We start from the raw sequence: 15,636 nt of genomic DNA on the forward strand, positions 1-15,636 counted from the left end.
AACATTTGTTTACATAAAATAAACATAAACAGGTGCTTTTAGGTACGTATAAATTAAACTATCTCTTTAATAATGTAATTTTATATTACAAATATAATAAAGGAGATAGTCTTGAAGATTTTAAACCAAACTAAACTGTTAGCATTATGCCTACTAGCAGTTGCGTGTTTTGCTCAGAGTGCTGTTCATGCACAACAGTGTAGTGCTATGCCTGAATCTGGCACTGTATATTCCATTATTAATAGAGGCTCTGGCCTTGCACTTGATGTAAATACCAGTGATTCTAGCTCAGCCCCGAATATTATTAGCTACGAATACTGGGGTGGAAATAACCAAAAGTTTCAGCTTATTCAAGAAGCAGATGGCTATTGGATTATACGCTCTAAATTTAACAATAAAGTTATTGATGTGTTGAACTCATCGCAATCAAATGGTGCAAATATAATTGCTTATGATGATTGGCAAGGGGCTAATCAACGTTGGTTGTTAAAAGCATCTTCATCGGGCGGCTTTAATATCGTCAATAAGTTAACTGGTAAATCTTTGACAGTTGCAGGCTCAAATAATACTGCAAATGTTTATCAAAATGATGATGCTGGGATCAGTTCACAAAGATGGTTTATTAATCCAGTAAATGGCGACTGTGGGACTACCGGAACCACTCCCAGTGACTTAATAGGCTTTGCATCTCAAGCAGGTCAAGATGGATTGAGCACAACGACCGGAGGTGGTAATAACACTGCCATCACAGTATATAGCTGTGATGATTTAAGTACTGCATTGAGTTCTGGCTCTGCTGCGGTTATTCAAGTTCCTGATAACACAGTGATTGATTGTCGAACCGCCAATAGAACGGTACCAGCTTGTCCACTTGATTGTGGTCAATGGGGAGATTACGGTAAGACGTGGTACAGAATTCCCGTTGGTAATCAAAGCTGTAGTGAGTTGGGAAGTAGCTCAAACTCAACCGTGAATGTTACCCGTAATGATAGACGTATCATTGTGCAATCAAATAAAACCCTGCAAGGGTTAGGTAAAAACTCGAAAATAATTGGTGCTAGCCTCGTTATTAGTAATCAGCGAAATATTATTATTAAGAACATTATGCTTGAGGGTATTAACCCAGCCCTTGTAGAAGCAGGTGATGCTATTTCAATAAATGATAGTAGTCATGTATGGGTTGATCACATGGCATTTAATAAAATCAGTGATGGATATATTGATGTAGACAATAGTCAAAACGTTACTTTAAGTTGGAATCGCTTTTATGGATATAACCCTCAAGTTTGCGCTAACCAGCATTGGTATACCCATTTATTTAGAAACTCTCAAATAACAGCGCATCACAATTTTTGGGGTACAGCTGCAGGGCGAAACCCTAAAGTAGACGGCTATAACTCTCGTGTGCATATGTTTAATAATTACTGGAAGAACATTACTTATTTTTCAATTAGTGCGGGGAATGGCGCAGAGGTTTTAGTGGAAAATAATTACTTTGAAAATTCAGCGAAACCTCACTGGAATCAAGGCTCTGGTTATTTTAGTGCCTCAGGAAATGTTTACACTGGAAGTTCTGCAACTGATCAATATCGTGATAGCGGGGCAACAGTATTCGGTGATATTCAACTTTACCCATATCGATTAGATGATCCAAGTTCTTTGGGCAGTAAAGTGAATGGCGGAACAGGTCCACAATAAGTATCAATTGTGAATTGGAAAAAGCTCAGCTATTGCTTTATAGCTGAGCTTAACGCTTTAAATTGCAACCAAGCTCTGCTCAAGCATTGCTTTAATTTGCTTAACAATTTTCGCTTCTGTTTCTGGCTCAAATTGTTGAATACGTGGGGTGTGAATATGCCCCGTTGGGATGTCTGAATTAAGCTCATCACGCAGGCGAATACTACGGTACGAGATTTCATTAGATAAGTAGCCTCCGCCACCACCTTTTACTGCAATCGCACCTTCTAACTCTTTAAGTGATTTTGGCTCAAATGCTTTTTCAAGCGTAACGACTTTATGATTGTCGTTGATTGGGAATGGCCCTTTGGCTTGTTGCATTTGCTTAACTGGTAAGCTGAACGTTACAAACTCATTGCCCGGAAGAGGGCGGTCGTTAAGGCTCGAAATTTTCGGTGCAGTTGCTGTGCCGCCATACACAATATTGGCGTTATCGGGCGCCGTTACACTGCGGCGTTTACCCGGAAAGCGTTCAAGGTCAAAGTCTTTGCTGCCCATACTGATAGTGGCAATCATATCGACATTGTTAAGTGCATAATATGGCGCAAGTAATGATTCGATAATACCCTGGTCAAAGTCTTCGTAGCGTACTGGCACCATCACCGTATTGATCTCGGCGCTAATGCCATTGTAATTAATTACTTGGCCATCAAGTAATAATGCTGCAACACCGGATGGGTTACTTTGATTAATATTTCTATCTAATAAGAATGGATCAAAACCTGTAATTAAAATGCGTTTGTCGGTTTTTTTACTGTAATCAAGGTCGGTGCGGCCACGGCTGCCATTTTCGAGCATTGTTAATAACGCGGTTTGTTCGCTGTCGGTCATTGCAAACTGGGGTTTGCTGGTACGAATAATCTTGCTTGAAAGTAAACGTGCCCAATATAGCTCTCGGTCGTCGAAGCTGTTGGTTTTAATTATACGTGTTTTGGCATCGCGCCATAATTGTTTGGCGTAATCATCAATAAGGTCACTTGCTTGCTGATAACTAGCAGCCGCTTGCCACTGTTTTTCAAATTGGTTTACTTCATTAGAAAAAGCATTTAACACCTTTGGCATGGCTTTGCTGGCTTTTTCAATACGCAGTTCTTCAACGGTTAAATTGGCTGCAAATGCAGTAAATGACGAGGCGATTAAGCCGGTGGCAAGTAAAACTTTTTTCATGATTATCCTATTTAGTTACAGCTCGTTTAGTAGGCTTGCGTTAACTATCCTATGGATAAATGCCGAGCGCAAATAAAATCGCTCAACACAGAATTTGAAAAATAATGAATTAAAGGAGATAGCGCTTTTGATCAAAGCTATTTTTCAAAGGAAGGGCTTTTAATGTTCGATATTGAATAATTAATTATCGTTTTTCGGTAATTTTAGTTTGTTTTTTAACTTATCTAGTGCCATAGTAGTTTTTTTACTAGAAGGATCGTGAAAATGAAATTTGGTTCTATTGCAGTGGTTTCGCTGATTGTGCTGTTATTAACTGGTTGTACGACAATTAAAGTTGAGGAATCTCACTTTTTATATCCGGATAAAAAAATAACGATGCAGGAAATACAAAGTGTTAATGCCACCGCCAAAACGCAGGAGATAACTTTAAACACCGATGAGGGTACTAGACTTAAGGGTACCCTTATTAAAGTTGCAGATGCTCGTGCTACGGTAATTTACTTCGGTGGTAACCAGTTTCGCGTTAGTGCCGCAGGTGGGGAACCAGCCAAGCTACTTTTACCTTTTCAAGTTAATATTTTAATGATGGATCATCGTGGTTATGGGCTTAGTTCTGGAGTACCTAGCGTAGCTAATCTGCAAGCTGATGCATTACAGGTATTTGATTATGTAAAAGGCAGATCAGACCTAAATACTTTGCCTGTGGTGATCCATGGTCATTCTTTAGGAAGTATGATTGCAGGTTATCTTGCCAGTCAGCGTAACGTTGATGCTCTGGTACTCGAAGGGAGTGTGACAAATGTTGAACAGATGACAGCAGCACGTATTCCGTGGTTTGCTAAACCGTTTGTTAGTGTTGAGTTTAGTGAAGAGATTAAACAAGTCGATAATTTAAAAGCGTTACAAGTTTATCAAGCACCGCTATTAATAATCACCGGTGAAAAAGACACTCAAACTCCACCTGAGTTAGCTAAATCACTATATCAATATGCAAAATCTCAGCAAAAGCAGATTTACATTGCAAAAGGGAAGCACCATTCTAATGCGTTAACAGGTAAGCAGTTAGCGACTCATTATGAGCAACTTCTAAAACAAATAACACTGAGTAAATCGTCATGAAAAAAATTGTTTGGATGAGTTCGTTTATCCTAAGCCTGCTAATTTTTACGCTTATTAGCTTGTTAGTAACAAGCATTATTGTGCTTTTCAGTGACAGTAATGTTTTAAGTTTTACACAAAGTAATGGTGCGCATATGTGGATTGGTCTTGAAGTCAGCGGCTCCTGGCAAGGAGTAGCACAAACATTAAATGAGCATGGTTTTGATAGTGTTTTATGGCTTGGTCTTGTGCAATTGCTACCGTTTATTCTGATCAACATAATTTTGATTCGGTTATTTTTGCTTTACCGACGTGGATCCTTCTTCGCTATTGAAAATATACAATGTTTTAAATGGTTAGGTGGCGTATTATTGGCGCAATTTGCACTAGTTGTGTGCTACCCGTCACTACTTATAACTCTTCTTAACTTGGCAACAGGATCAGATATCGGAAGGGTCGTGGCTATACAAGATACTGATATTATAGGCTTAGTGATGGGATTAATTATTTATGTTATTGGTTGGATCATGGGTCAAGCGCAGCAGCTACAAAAAGAGCAAGAGTTAGTGATTTAATGGCGATTATTATTGATTTAGATGTAGTGTTAGCTAAGCGAAAAATGAAGTCTGCAGAATTAGCTGAAGCGATAGGTATTACGCCACAAAACTTATCAGTTCTTAGAGCTGGACGAGCTAAAGCTGTGCGCTTTACGACCTTAGATGCAATTTGTAAGCACTTAGGCTGTCAGCCTGGTGATATTCTGCGTTTTGAGGATGACTAACGAAAAATAAGCTTTGTTTGTTTAGTTTGAGAGTCTTTCAATAACTTGCGATATTTTGCTGGGGTGATGTGCATTATTGCTTTGAATTCTTTGATTAAATGAGGCTGATCGGTAAAGCCACATTCAAGTGCAATATCTGCAAAGCTCATTTCAGGGTTATCTTTAATTGCTTGTTTAGCAAGTTTTACTCGGTAGATACGCTCAAAATACTTAGGGGTAACGCCGCATTGATCCTTAACTTGTCTTTCGAGCTGTCGTTGACTGAGTGGGGCAAGTTGGTAAGCAGTTTCGAGTGGCGTTAACTCTATAAGGTTACTGATTAGGTGTTTTGAGTGCCTGTTGCTGTGGTTAATGTTTTTATTATCAGTAAAGTGGTGGCTAATAAGTGCAACAAACGCGGCTAAGCTGGCATCATTTTGCAGATCTTCGGCAATTTCACATAGTGACTGCTCTGCAATGAGTGGGTGAGCATTACGCTTTAGTTCAGACAATACGGTTGGGTTAAAACGAATACCACAAAACTGCGCATCGTGTGAAAATGTGACTTTAGATGCTTGAGTCGATGTTTCTTGCACTGCATAAGGGGCAGCAAGCGGCTTGTCATCAAGTAAAACTTCACCAGCAACAGGAAACACAAGCCCTGTGGCACCATCGCAGGCAAGCCATTGCTCTCCTTGAGAGTGCGCTGTGGCATACCAAATAGCTTGTATGCTATCGGCAAGATTGCCCTTTGGAGTCATTAATTCGAGCGTTAAATGGTTACTCATTAAACTTCACTGCCTCTATCGATAGCGAAAGTATCATCAATTGAATAGCGTTGTGTCAATTTTTAGTCCAAAAGTTAGCTAGATTAGGGGCTGTTATTCGCACCCTGTTTTTAATCCTGCTATGCTACGCCCATTAGCAATCACTGAGTATTTGAGATGATTAACGATAACGATGTAATTGAAACATTAGACGAGTTAGAAACATTTTTACGCCTAGTTGAAACTGGCGGTTTAGGGCTAGAGAATGTAACAGGTGTAGCCCTTGCAACCAATAATAGTGATGGCCGCCCATTTATTGCGGTACTTGATGATAAACATCAACTTTTACTTGGCCGTTACGTGACAACTGAAGTGTATGAAAACGGTAAAGATATGGTGCGTTACGGCACTAAAAAGCCGCATTAATCATCACTGTTTACCAATAAAAATAGGGCGAAGACGCCCCATTTTTATTGGTATTCGGCAAGCTCTCTGTGAATGCTCATTACCAGTTCACTAGGAATGCATAATTGATTAGCGAGCGTGTCTAAGTAGTGTTTAGAAATAGCTTGGTTTAAATCAATTGCGCTGGCACTAGCTGCATATACTTCAATACCCATTTGTGCGTTAGGCACAGCGGCAACTAACTCTGATAGTTGCATTGGTTTTCTTAGCTCATCGAACAGCATGGCCTTTTCTTGCACAGACAATTGCATTGTTTCTACTTGTGCGAAGATTTTTTGTCTTTCCGTTTCATCAATGTGGCCATCAGCATAGGCGGCTGCAATCATAGCGCGCATCAGTAATAATTGCCCATCATTATGGTTATCGTCGATTGCATCATTAAATGACTGCTCGGGCAGCGTGGCGGGGGTAATATCAAAACCACGAGAACTAGTTTGCTGAACTGGAGCCGCTTTTTGTTCTGAGTATTGTTTATAGGCTTTCCAAGCAAGGCCACCGACAGCAGCAAGCGCACCATATTTTACGGCTTTTTTACTGCTCTTTTTACTTTTTCCGCCCATTAAGCTCGTTAGTCCGCCGCCAGCAACGCCTCCTAAAAAACCACTCAGCGCACCTGATTTATTTAAATTACCCACTAACTTTTGTATGTCTTTCATTGTTCTCTCCTTGCAGTTATGTGCCCAGACTAGGTGATTTAAAATGAAAAGGAAACGAGATAAATGTTACAAAACACATCAGGTAACAATTCTCTGCTTTAGGTACTTATCTTTAGCTTGCTTAAAATACACTCAGTACTATAAGTTAGGGTTTCTGTTTGATTAATAATAAGGAAAAACTCATGGCAGATAATTACACTCCACCTGAAGCAAGCCTTGAAATGGCATCTGAAAATAACTCAGGGCAGGGGAAGGTAGACGATTTACCCGAGGGCATTAAAGGCTTTAGTTGGGGCGCTTTCTTGCTAAGTTGGATTTGGGCAATTGGCAACAGCACTTGGATTGGCTTATTGGCCTTAGTGCCTTATGTTGGTTTTATTGTGTCGATTTACCTGGGCTTTAAAGGCCGAGAAATGGCATGGCAAAATAAACGTTGGGATAGTGTTGAGCATTTTCAACGAGTACAAAAACAATGGTCATTTTGGGGCGTGTTGATCATTGGTGGCATATTTTTATTGGGTATTGTAGCGGCGATAGCTATCCCTGCTTACCAAGCCAATGTCTAACTTATAAACAGAGCGAAAAGCCAGTATTTACTGGCTTTTTTTTATGCCTGAAATGGTCAAAATATGGGTTTAATTACTTACTGAGTTATTATGTTTTTCATTCTTTGTTTTATGATAATCGTAAAATAAAGTTTGACAATCATAAATCCGCTGTGTACTTTTTAGACTATGAAAATACGAATCAACCTAGATATAGAATTGGCAAAGAACAAAATGCAGCTGAAAGAGCTATCTCAGCGCATTGATATTTCTATGACCAATTTATCATTACTAAAAAACGGAAAAGTGAAAGCGATCCGCTTTAGTACCCTTGAAGCTATTTGTGAAGAGCTTAATTGCCAACCCGGCGATATTTTGGTGTACGAACGCGATAGCGAATAACTTTACAACGCAACAGGATTTTGGAGGGCATATGCTCAACCGTGATTATTTACTACCCGGCATAGCAGCGGGGTTACTTGCCATAATTTTTCCTATGTACTGGATTTCAGTATTTGGCGAAACACTTGATGGCTTAGGCAAGGCGCTTAAGCTCGATTTGCAAAGCTTAAACTTTTCAGACCTTGTGTTTGTACTCATTGGTGCACTTGAAATCTATGTGTACCTGAGTTTACGCAAGGCACTAAAAGATATGTTCGATGTTGAAGGTGTACGCATACTGTTATGTGTGTTGGCGGTGTTGGTATTAGCTTTTCATGCCACTGTGTTATGCGATGTTTATCTTGCTGTTGCAGGTGATAAAGCATCGAATGATGTAGTAGAAAGTATTTCAATTATTGCCATGGTGGTCTCGGCTGGGAGTTTAGGCTTGTATGCGTTAGTGGGTTTGATCACAGCCGCATTATTACTAACAAAGCGCCATGGAATGTCATCGTTGCTAACGGTGTTTTCTATCCTATTGTTGCTAATGTGCATCTTACAGCTAACGGTGATTTTTGCTTATTTAAATGTGTTTTTATTCCCAGCAGCATTATTAATTTTAATGGTGTTCTTTATCAAAAAACCTGAGCAAATCGAAGTGATTTAACAGCGCTTTGTAACACAAGGAATAGGGTATGAGCTGGTTTAAAACGATTCTGTTAACGCTATTTTTGTCATTTGTTTGGGCTGCTACCTGTGTATATGGTGGTGTCAGTGGTTGGTTTTTAAAACCCATTGCCGAAACGGGCAACACTGAGCAATTTATTGCTAATAGTCAGGCGCTGATTGCCAACAATCAAGCAAACATCGCTTATGTTTTGATTGAAAATGGCCAAGTGGTTTTTCAAGATTACTCAAAAAGCAAAGATGAAATAACTGCAAATACTTTGTTCCCAGTGGCATCGCTCAGTAAATTTATTACCGCCTATGGTGTGATGAGTCTGGCAGAGCAGCAGCAAGTCCGTTTAGATCACGCTATTAATGAGCAACTGACGGGTTGGCAGTTACCTGAATCAGAGTTTGATAATCAAACCGTTAGCCTTGCTCATCTGTTATCTCATACTGCGGGGCTTGGTGATGGCTTAGGCTTTGCTGATATTCCTCTAAATGAAACCGTACCAAGCTTGCTTGAGTCGCTCAACAAGCCGCTATCATCAACGGGTGTGCGTGAAATAAAAGTCACCAAGCCTGTGGGCGATTTTAAGTATTCTGGGGGCGGCTATTTAATGCTGGAGCTGCTGGTAGAAGAAAAAACGAATCAACGCTTTGCAACTTGGATGGCTGATAACGTCTTTAAGCCAGTCAATATGACTGATGCCAGTTACGATGTACTCACTGAGTTAGACAACATCGCACCTGCTTATGATAAAAGCGGGCAAGCTGCTGGGCATTTTCAATACGCATCGGCAGCGGCAACAGGCTTACTGGCAAGTAGCCATGACTTAATCGCTTTAGTGCAAGCATTAACATCACCTCAAACAGGGCAGTTAAGCCCGCAAATGATCAGTACCATGCGAGCGCCTTTGGCAATTAGCTTAGGCGCACCAATTTGGGGGCTAGGTACCATGCTTTATGCACCAACAGCATCGGGAGATTTTGTGTTTGGCCATGATGGCGCGAATGAGCCAGCAATAAATAGCACACTTCGCATCAACCCAGATAACAATGATGCAATCATCATACTGAGCAGCGGCGGTGAACATATTGCATCAAAGCTCGGTTATGAATGGACGCTTTGGCAAACCGGTTACCCCGACTTTTTAGCGTTTGATGTTGCCTTGCAAAGTGCTTTTGTACCTTGCTTAATAGGCCTTGGCATCATCTTGATAGGTATGATTATTGTGCGTTTCAAAAAACGAAATAAGTAAATGATGTTAGGTCTTAATTATTTTCTACTTTACCCGGTAATTAGTAGCATTGTCATTGTTCATTAACGTGAACAGCTATAGTATTTGCTATACATTGATTATTCAGGGTAGGGCGCATGTTACGATTTTTTTCTATAGACCAAGGTGTGATCACAGAAACTGAGCCAGCTGCTGATACACCGCTTGTTACTTCTATTAAAAATGCCCACTGGATTGATACCATAAATCCGACTGAAGAAGAACGACAAGCGCTGGCAAGCACGCTTAATATCACCTTACCTGGTGCTGATGATGTTGAAGAAATCGAAGCCTCTTCCCGTTGTTTTATTGACCATGAAGGTTTGCATGTGCATGCGCTTTTCATGTCACCAAATGAAGGGCGCTTTAATACGGTAACCGTGGCTTGTTTGCTACAAGACAACTGCTTGCTGACAATCCGCGATGATGAACTAGCCGATTTTCGTCTTTTACGACTGCGTGCTCGGAAAGGGCAGGTAGCGTGTGATAATCCAAAGCAACTTTTGGTGACTTTATTTGATCAAAAAGTCGAAAACCACGCTGATATGCTTGAAGACATGCATCACCAGTTAGAAAAACTCAGTGCCTATGTACTTGAAGAGGATGACTCAGACTTAGAAGAAGCTGTTAGTCGAATTTCGCGCCTTGAAGATAATAACGGTAAAGTGCGTTTATGTTTGATGGATACGCGCCGGAATATCTCGTTTTTACTGCGCCACCTAGGAGCGCCGACAGAAGACCGCGAGTCACTTCGTGAAATTGTACTCGATATTGATACCCTTATGTCTCACTGTACATTTTTGTTTGATAAGGTGAATTTCTTAATGGACTCGACTCAGGGTTTTATTAACATCGAACAAAACCAAATTATAAAAACCTTTTCTATTGCCTCTGTGGTGTTTTTACCGCCGACCGTTGTCGCCAGTATCTATGGGATGAATTTTAACAGCATGCCTGAACTGCAATGGGCATGGGGTTACCCGTTTGCAATTGGCATTATGTTGCTGTCTGGCTTTGCACCTTACTTGTTCTTTAAACATAAAGGTTGGTTGTAACAAAGCATAAAAAAGCCCAGCAAATGCTGGGCAAGGGGTCTTCGGATAGACCTAGGGGGTTTAACCTTTAAATGGGGTTTAACCTTTCAATTCGCCGGTAGACGATTCGATATGTGCACGAACAAACCATTGGAATTGTTCTAAGTCAGCCAGTTGGCCGGTGATCATATCTTCAGAAACTGGGTCTAGCTCACCAAGCTTATCGATAGCTGCACGGTGGTCTTTATTGACTCCGTTATACACTTTATCAAGTGCTGTTAGATGGTCAGTAACTAAGCCTTTACCAATTGAATAATCTTGCCAAGTACGGCGTTCTACAATTGATTGAGGTGTGCCAACAGGTACGCCGCCCATGGTTGCAATACGCTCTGCAATCGTGTCAGTCATCTCTTGCACTGCGCTTACTTGTGGGTCTAACATTTCGTGTACACCGATAAAATTAGGGCCAACAACATTCCAATGAATGTGTTTTAAAGTGAGGTGTAAATCGATTAAAGCGACCATGCGCTGGTCTAGAATAGCAATCGTGTCAGCTGCAGCTTGGTCTTTAACACCGGGTGCTGTAAATTCTGCGATTTTTGATGATGAATTACTCATTACTCCTCCGAGATTATCTGTAAATTTCCTTTCGCTTTTAATCTAAAAAGCATGTGTAATTACATAGAAGCAAGCGTTGTGCCTAATAATTTTTAAATTATAAGGTTCTGAATTTAAAGGGTTAATTTAATTTGGGTCTTGAGTGAGGGTGATACTAGCTAAGAAGAAGTATGAAAACTCTGCACACCTTCTGTAAAAAATTCAGTGTGCAGATACTAATTTACGACTTAAGAAAGTAAAGCCGCCGCTAAACGAACAAAATCAGATGAGGTTAGAATGCCCACTAGGTTGTTATCTTTATCAACCACAGGCATGCAGCCATGACGGTTTTCAACAAAAAACTTAGCAACTTCGTGTAGCGGTTGCTCTGGCGAGATACTGGTAAAATCGGTAGCCATAATATCAACCACTTTAGTTTGCTTTTCCTTGCGTTCGAGGGCGCTGGCACTGTAATTAGCCATGATATTCATTACCTGAGCAATCATGATTTTTTGCGTTAACATGCCAACCAAACCACCATGCTCATTGATCACTGGAATATGGCGGACATTTTTCTCTTTCATTAGATTATGCGCGTCATGCAGGGTATTTTGGGCGCTAATGGCGAATGGGTCTGGCGTCATCAAATCACTAACTAGGTGTGTCATGGCTACATCCTTACAATTAATCAAGTTGTGGTAAGTCTAGCGCTTATCGAGTTAATTGCACTTTAGTGAGATCAAAGTTTTAGTGATTAACGGTGCAAGTACCTGCATTATTTTGCTGACAATAATGAAAGTCTAAATAATAGTGAGACTTAGCTGGTCGTTCACCTTTAGTGAGGTATTGATACATCAATTCTGCAGAAAGTCGGCCCATTTCAAATGGGTTTTGACCAATATTGGCCGATGATAATCCTTGCTGTAATACTTCTAATTGCATTTGCTCAGTATCGGCAGAAACGATCACCACCTCTTGATTAGCAATACGTTGCTTATGTTTAGCAATCACGTTTGCATAATTAGGGTTAAATTGGGCAAAGCCCGCTACCGCTAAAAATAGTGGTGGATTTTCAAGGTTAAGAAGTTTGTCGAGTTGACCGAGGGAGACCTCTCGCTTGCCTAAGCTATATAAAGGGCATCTATCAAACTCACTCCAGCCATTTTCACCACTTAAACGTTTATTTTTTTGCCCTGACAACGCATAGCGAGCACCTTCAATGCGCTTGTTTAAATTAGGTGTTGTTGAGTGTCCTGATTGAATACACACCTGGTTATTTTCTTTGTTGGTGAATTTTTTTAATTCGTTACCTAAGGCCACACCATAGTCAAAATTATTGGTACCCACATAGGCTAAACGGTACTGCTGATCTTCCTCAAGCAGATCAGAGTCAAAAGTGATCACAGGAATGTTGTTATCTTTAAGCTGTTTTAACGCTCTTTCAACAAGGTAATTGGAATCTGTGGTTGCGATTAATAAACCACTAATGTTGTTCCTGCGAACAAGGTCGGTGATCACTAATACTTGCGTGCGAATATCTTGAAAGTCTTTGGGGCCATCGTAAATACATTCAAAATCGAGATGCTGTTTTGCAAATTGCTCACACCCTTTAAAGGCTTGCTGATAAAAGCTATCGTTTTTGGTTTTACCCACAACTGCCACCACATATTTAGCCTGAATTGGCAGGGCAAAAAGCCAAAAACTGGTACACAAAAGTACCCAGTTTAATTTAAAATTTAATAATACTTTTAAGGACATAGCACTACATATTGCAAGTTAAGCACGAGCTAATTATAGTGACAGAGTTGGAATTTACAAGATTGATAGAAAGGTATTTGTTTTCGTGGCGTCTCTAGTTGTTTACTCCTTGTTTAGGCTGTTTGTTTCTATGCGATTACGACCATTATTTTTCGCTGCATAAACGGCTTTGTCTGCGCGGTTTACTAAGCTTTCAAAGCTGTCATTTGGTTGCCAATTGGTTAAACCAAAGCTAGCAGTAACCGATATACGATGTTCTCGATAAGCTATTTGACTGGTTTCAAATGTTTTACGTAGGCCCTCTAAAAATTGCTTAGCCGAGCTGATGTCGGTAGCAAAGAACAACAGTAAAAATTCTTCACCGCCGAGCCTGCAACATAAGTCTTCTTTTTTCAAATGGTGTTTCATTAGATCAGAGAACACTTCGAGGACTAGGTCACCGCCATCATGCCCGTAACTATCATTAATACGTTTGAAGTAATCAATATCAACTACGCAGGCGAATAAGCTAGATGTTTGACTTGGGCTGAATAGTTGCTGTTGTTCAATAATGAATTGCAGCCCGCGGCGATTGTAGAGCCCGGTAAGCGGGTCTTTTAGAGACAATTCCAAATAACGCTTTTTTTCATCCACCAACAGGGTGGTGATGAGACCGAGGCCAGTCATAACAAACACGGTTGCATGGGCAATGACGGTCAATGAATACAAGGTCGCTAAGTTATGTTCATGGGTAATAATACTTAGCTGTGAAATGGGCACTAATAGTAAAATGCATTGCGCCATTGACAACACAGTGTTGCCAATATTCTTTTCACATACAGCGCGTTTAGTGGTGAAGTAAATAAGTGCGGGTAATACGCTTAATGTAAAGCAGGCTTCGACAAGGGCAAGTTGATTGATATTTTGAGTGAGGAGGGCAAATACAGAAAAAATAGCACCATGCGCAATGATTATCTTATTGAATCGGCTGGGTTCGTCGTGGTTATAAATGGATAATTGTAGCAACGTCATGGAAATCATATAAATCACCACACCAGAGCGAAAACTTGGCGCAAGGTCTAATAAGTCTTGGATCCACAGCCATGCAAAGCCAATTACACCAAGGTAAAAAAACAGGTTAAATAAGTAAATCGAGCGGTTATTAAAACTACTGCGCATCAGGCGCGTGGCTATAATGGAGCAGGTTACTACCGTAATGAGTAAGAAGACAAAAAAGCCGTGGTAAAAGTAATTCTCTACGTTACTAGCCATGAGTCGCACTGAAAAGCTCTAGGTAAATAAAGCTTAGCACAGGAAAAATTACTCACCTTTAAATCCTACCTATGATTCAAAAATGCTTTAATCGTTAGTTCATTTATTGATAGCTAAGCTTTAAATTTTTAAAGAAGCTACTGCAATGAAAACATGTTTATTTTTAGCCTTATTATTTTGCTCTGGGTCGGTTTTGGCTAATAGCGTCTGTGGTGGAACGACTGCCAATGGCTATGTACGCAATGCAGTAAAACTACCCAGCAAGGGTGATAACTTTACCAGCTACAGTAAAGTGGCTGAGCTGGCAGGGCGTACGTATGTTCATTCGCAGGTAAAAAACATTATTGTTGATGCCTACCAAGCGCTCCAGAAATCCCATCCAGATAAACGATACAAATACGCTGAAACGGGCTTAGAAAATGGCGGGAAATTTAGCCCGCATAAAACCCATCAAAATGGTTTGTCGGTTGATTTTATGACACCTGTTATTAACAAAAAGGGGCTATCAGTTCATTTGCCTACACATGTGTTTAATCGTTTTGGCTACGATATTGAATTTGATAAACAAGGTCAGTTTGAACAGTTTAAGATTGATTATACCGCTTTAGCGGCTCATATTGTTGAGCTGCATAAATCGGCTACAGCAAAAGGTTACGATCTTTGGCGAGTGATCTTTGACCCAACCTTGCAAGCTGGGCTTTATAAAACCAAGTATGCCGACTATTTAAAAGAGCATATTCAGTTTTCGACTAAACCATCCTGGGTGCGACATGACGAGCATTACCATGTCGACTTTTTAGTGCCGTGTGAAAAATAAGCTAAGAAAGCTTGCTCATTTAAAACAAACTAAACATCACTGAAGCAATTAATAGTATTGCCATTAGGTAGTTAAATGCTTTTAAGCGCTTTGGGCTGGCAAGCCAGTGTTGCAGCTTTTCGCCAAGTAAAGTCCACGAGCTGACACACGGCAGGTTAATTAAGCCAAATACGAGGCTTACGATTAACACTGAGGTGAGGTTTTTGTCTGGGGCATACAAACTAACCGCGCTTAATGCCATTGCCCAGGCTTTTGGGTTCACCCATTGAAATAGTGCAGCCTGAATAAAAGTAAACGGCTTACTTTCACTACTGGCTTTTTGTTGTGCGTTACTTGTGGCAATTTTAAACGCCAGATATAGCAAGTAAGCAATGCAAAATACTTTTAATATCAAATAGCTTGGAGGGAATAAGTCAAATAGCTGCATGATGCCAAGGCCCACCAAAACCAGCATCAACATAAAGCCAAGCGTCACGCCAAGTAAGTGTGGTGTGGTTCTTTTAAAGCCAAAGTTAGCACCTGAGCTCATCAACATTAAGTTATTTGGTCCAGGGGTAATTGATGACACCAAAGCAAATAATGCCAAGGCTGTTAAAATTTCAAAACTCATCGCTATCTCTCCATTTGAATTAAGATGCAATTATAAGTTGTAATACG

19 protein-coding genes are annotated in these 15,636 nt (G+C 40.3%); 11 read left to right on the forward strand and 8 right to left on the reverse strand.

The window, feature by feature from the left end:
• The first annotated feature begins 111 nt into the window (after window positions 1-111).
• Window positions 112-1,698, forward strand: coding sequence for an RICIN domain-containing protein (locus AADY36_RS04525; protein WP_342408565.1), 1,587 nt, complete (start codon window positions 112-114; stop codon window positions 1,696-1,698).
• A gap of 57 nt (window positions 1,699-1,755) precedes the next feature.
• Here AADY36_RS04525 and AADY36_RS04530 read toward each other — a convergent pair whose 3' ends face one another.
• On the reverse strand, window positions 1,756-2,904 hold the full coding sequence (locus tag AADY36_RS04530; protein ID WP_054560724.1) for a hypothetical protein: 1,149 nt from the start codon (window positions 2,902-2,904) through the stop codon (window positions 1,756-1,758).
• 264 nt (window positions 2,905-3,168) lie between these two features.
• On the opposite strand from AADY36_RS04530, the gene AADY36_RS04535 reads away from it, so the two are divergent.
• From AADY36_RS04535 to AADY36_RS04545, 3 genes are read left to right on the forward strand one after another with little or no spacing between them, the layout of a single operon-like run.
• Window positions 3,169-4,023 carry an alpha/beta hydrolase gene (locus tag AADY36_RS04535; RefSeq protein WP_235575450.1) on the forward strand — a complete coding sequence of 285 codons (855 nt, stop codon included), beginning with the start codon at window positions 3,169-3,171 and terminating at the stop codon, window positions 4,021-4,023.
• On the forward strand, window positions 4,020-4,577 hold the full coding sequence (locus AADY36_RS04540; RefSeq protein ID WP_055198419.1) for a DUF2975 domain-containing protein: 558 nt from the start codon (window positions 4,020-4,022) through the stop codon (window positions 4,575-4,577). Before AADY36_RS04535 ends, AADY36_RS04540 begins: the two co-directional genes overlap by 4 nt.
• Window positions 4,577-4,783, forward strand: coding sequence for a helix-turn-helix domain-containing protein (locus tag AADY36_RS04545; RefSeq protein ID WP_054560721.1), 207 nt, complete (start codon window positions 4,577-4,579; stop codon window positions 4,781-4,783). Before AADY36_RS04540 ends, AADY36_RS04545 begins: the two co-directional genes overlap by 1 nt.
• On the opposite strand, the gene AADY36_RS04550 is transcribed toward AADY36_RS04545, so the two are convergent.
• Complete coding sequence (locus AADY36_RS04550) at window positions 4,780-5,550, reverse strand: AraC family transcriptional regulator (RefSeq protein ID WP_239963475.1); 771 nt, start codon at window positions 5,548-5,550, stop codon at window positions 4,780-4,782. The genes AADY36_RS04545 and AADY36_RS04550 overlap by 4 nt on opposite strands.
• Window positions 5,551-5,706: 156 nt before the next feature.
• Between AADY36_RS04550 and AADY36_RS04555 the strand changes: the two genes are divergently transcribed.
• Window positions 5,707-5,955: a hypothetical protein gene (locus AADY36_RS04555; protein WP_063528803.1), complete on the forward strand. Its 249-nt coding sequence runs from the start codon at window positions 5,707-5,709 to the stop codon at window positions 5,953-5,955.
• Window positions 5,956-5,999: 44 nt separating this feature from the next.
• Here the strand turns inward: AADY36_RS04555 and AADY36_RS04560 are convergent, their stop codons facing one another.
• Window positions 6,000-6,650, reverse strand: coding sequence for a tellurite resistance TerB family protein (locus tag AADY36_RS04560; RefSeq protein WP_342408566.1), 651 nt, complete (start codon window positions 6,648-6,650; stop codon window positions 6,000-6,002).
• Between the two features lie 182 nt (window positions 6,651-6,832).
• Between AADY36_RS04560 and AADY36_RS04565 the strand changes: the two genes are divergently transcribed.
• From AADY36_RS04565 to corA, 5 genes are all read left to right on the forward strand, one after another.
• A complete protein-coding gene (locus AADY36_RS04565) occupies window positions 6,833-7,216 on the forward strand; it encodes a hypothetical protein (protein ID WP_054560717.1) in 384 nt (127 codons plus the stop codon).
• A 168-nt stretch (window positions 7,217-7,384) separates the two neighbouring features.
• Window positions 7,385-7,597 (forward strand): helix-turn-helix domain-containing protein, encoded by a 213-nt coding sequence (locus AADY36_RS04570; RefSeq protein WP_054560716.1) that lies wholly within the window; start codon window positions 7,385-7,387, stop codon window positions 7,595-7,597.
• A gap of 31 nt (window positions 7,598-7,628) precedes the next feature.
• Window positions 7,629-8,243, forward strand: coding sequence for a hypothetical protein (locus AADY36_RS04575; protein ID WP_342408567.1), 615 nt, complete (start codon window positions 7,629-7,631; stop codon window positions 8,241-8,243).
• Between the two features lie 28 nt (window positions 8,244-8,271).
• Window positions 8,272-9,504, forward strand: a complete 1,233-nt coding sequence (locus AADY36_RS04580) for a serine hydrolase domain-containing protein (RefSeq protein ID WP_342408568.1) — start codon at window positions 8,272-8,274, stop codon at window positions 9,502-9,504.
• A gap of 116 nt (window positions 9,505-9,620) precedes the next feature.
• Window positions 9,621-10,577, forward strand: a complete 957-nt coding sequence (gene corA, locus AADY36_RS04585; protein WP_055021294.1) for a magnesium/cobalt transporter CorA — start codon at window positions 9,621-9,623, stop codon at window positions 10,575-10,577.
• 78 nt (window positions 10,578-10,655) lie between these two features.
• Here the strand turns inward: corA and dps are convergent, their stop codons facing one another.
• The 4 genes from dps to AADY36_RS04605 form a co-directional block, all read right to left on the reverse strand.
• Entirely contained in the window at window positions 10,656-11,174 is a 519-nt protein-coding gene (gene dps, locus AADY36_RS04590) for a DNA starvation/stationary phase protection protein Dps (RefSeq protein WP_054551887.1), read from the reverse strand.
• Window positions 11,175-11,401: 227 nt separating this feature from the next.
• Window positions 11,402-11,821, reverse strand: coding sequence for a CBS domain-containing protein (locus tag AADY36_RS04595; RefSeq protein WP_054551886.1), 420 nt, complete (start codon window positions 11,819-11,821; stop codon window positions 11,402-11,404).
• Window positions 11,822-11,900: 79 nt separating this feature from the next.
• Entirely contained in the window at window positions 11,901-12,806 is a 906-nt protein-coding gene (locus AADY36_RS04600; RefSeq protein ID WP_287199048.1) for a substrate-binding domain-containing protein, read from the reverse strand.
• 207 nt (window positions 12,807-13,013) lie between these two features.
• Window positions 13,014-14,162 carry a GGDEF domain-containing protein gene (locus AADY36_RS04605; protein WP_285220791.1) on the reverse strand — a complete coding sequence of 383 codons (1,149 nt, stop codon included), beginning with the start codon at window positions 14,160-14,162 and terminating at the stop codon, window positions 13,014-13,016.
• A gap of 145 nt (window positions 14,163-14,307) precedes the next feature.
• Between AADY36_RS04605 and AADY36_RS04610 the strand changes: the two genes are divergently transcribed.
• Entirely contained in the window at window positions 14,308-14,979 is a 672-nt protein-coding gene (locus tag AADY36_RS04610; RefSeq protein WP_342408569.1) for a penicillin-insensitive murein endopeptidase, read from the forward strand.
• A 19-nt stretch (window positions 14,980-14,998) separates the two neighbouring features.
• Here AADY36_RS04610 and AADY36_RS04615 read toward each other — a convergent pair whose 3' ends face one another.
• Window positions 14,999-15,589 (reverse strand): LysE family translocator, encoded by a 591-nt coding sequence (locus AADY36_RS04615; RefSeq protein WP_055198399.1) that lies wholly within the window; start codon window positions 15,587-15,589, stop codon window positions 14,999-15,001.
• Window positions 15,590-15,636: the final 47 nt, after the last annotated feature.

Origin of the sequence: Pseudoalteromonas sp. D15MCD-2 (assembly GCF_038562745.1) — a bacterium.
Classification (GTDB): Bacteria; Pseudomonadota; Gammaproteobacteria; order Enterobacterales; family Alteromonadaceae; genus Pseudoalteromonas.

Bases quoted from the DNA above. Each gene is read 5' to 3' on its own strand.
- AADY36_RS04575 (WP_342408567.1), top strand. From the start codon at position 7,629: ATGCTCAACCGTGATTATTTACTACCCGGCATAGCAGCGGGGTTACTT.
- AADY36_RS04570 (WP_054560716.1), top strand. From the start codon at position 7,385: ATGAAAATACGAATCAACCTAGATATAGAATTGGCAAAGAACAAAATG.
- AADY36_RS04535 (WP_235575450.1), top strand. From the start codon at position 3,169: ATGAAATTTGGTTCTATTGCAGTGGTTTCGCTGATTGTGCTGTTATTA.
- AADY36_RS04580 (WP_342408568.1), top strand. From the start codon at position 8,272: ATGAGCTGGTTTAAAACGATTCTGTTAACGCTATTTTTGTCATTTGTT.
- AADY36_RS04595 (WP_054551886.1), bottom strand. From the start codon at position 11,821: ATGACACACCTAGTTAGTGATTTGATGACGCCAGACCCATTCGCCATT.
- AADY36_RS04555 (WP_063528803.1), top strand. From the start codon at position 5,707: ATGATTAACGATAACGATGTAATTGAAACATTAGACGAGTTAGAAACA.
- AADY36_RS04615 (WP_055198399.1), bottom strand. From the start codon at position 15,589: ATGAGTTTTGAAATTTTAACAGCCTTGGCATTATTTGCTTTGGTGTCA.
- corA (WP_055021294.1), top strand. From the start codon at position 9,621: ATGTTACGATTTTTTTCTATAGACCAAGGTGTGATCACAGAAACTGAG.
- AADY36_RS04610 (WP_342408569.1), top strand. From the start codon at position 14,308: ATGAAAACATGTTTATTTTTAGCCTTATTATTTTGCTCTGGGTCGGTT.
- dps (WP_054551887.1), bottom strand. From the start codon at position 11,174: ATGAGTAATTCATCATCAAAAATCGCAGAATTTACAGCACCCGGTGTT.
- AADY36_RS04530 (WP_054560724.1), bottom strand. From the start codon at position 2,904: ATGAAAAAAGTTTTACTTGCCACCGGCTTAATCGCCTCGTCATTTACT.
- AADY36_RS04545 (WP_054560721.1), top strand. From the start codon at position 4,577: ATGGCGATTATTATTGATTTAGATGTAGTGTTAGCTAAGCGAAAAATG.
- AADY36_RS04540 (WP_055198419.1), top strand. From the start codon at position 4,020: ATGAAAAAAATTGTTTGGATGAGTTCGTTTATCCTAAGCCTGCTAATT.
- AADY36_RS04565 (WP_054560717.1), top strand. From the start codon at position 6,833: ATGGCAGATAATTACACTCCACCTGAAGCAAGCCTTGAAATGGCATCT.
- AADY36_RS04605 (WP_285220791.1), bottom strand. From the start codon at position 14,162: ATGGCTAGTAACGTAGAGAATTACTTTTACCACGGCTTTTTTGTCTTC.
- AADY36_RS04560 (WP_342408566.1), bottom strand. From the start codon at position 6,650: ATGAAAGACATACAAAAGTTAGTGGGTAATTTAAATAAATCAGGTGCG.
- AADY36_RS04550 (WP_239963475.1), bottom strand. From the start codon at position 5,550: ATGAGTAACCATTTAACGCTCGAATTAATGACTCCAAAGGGCAATCTT.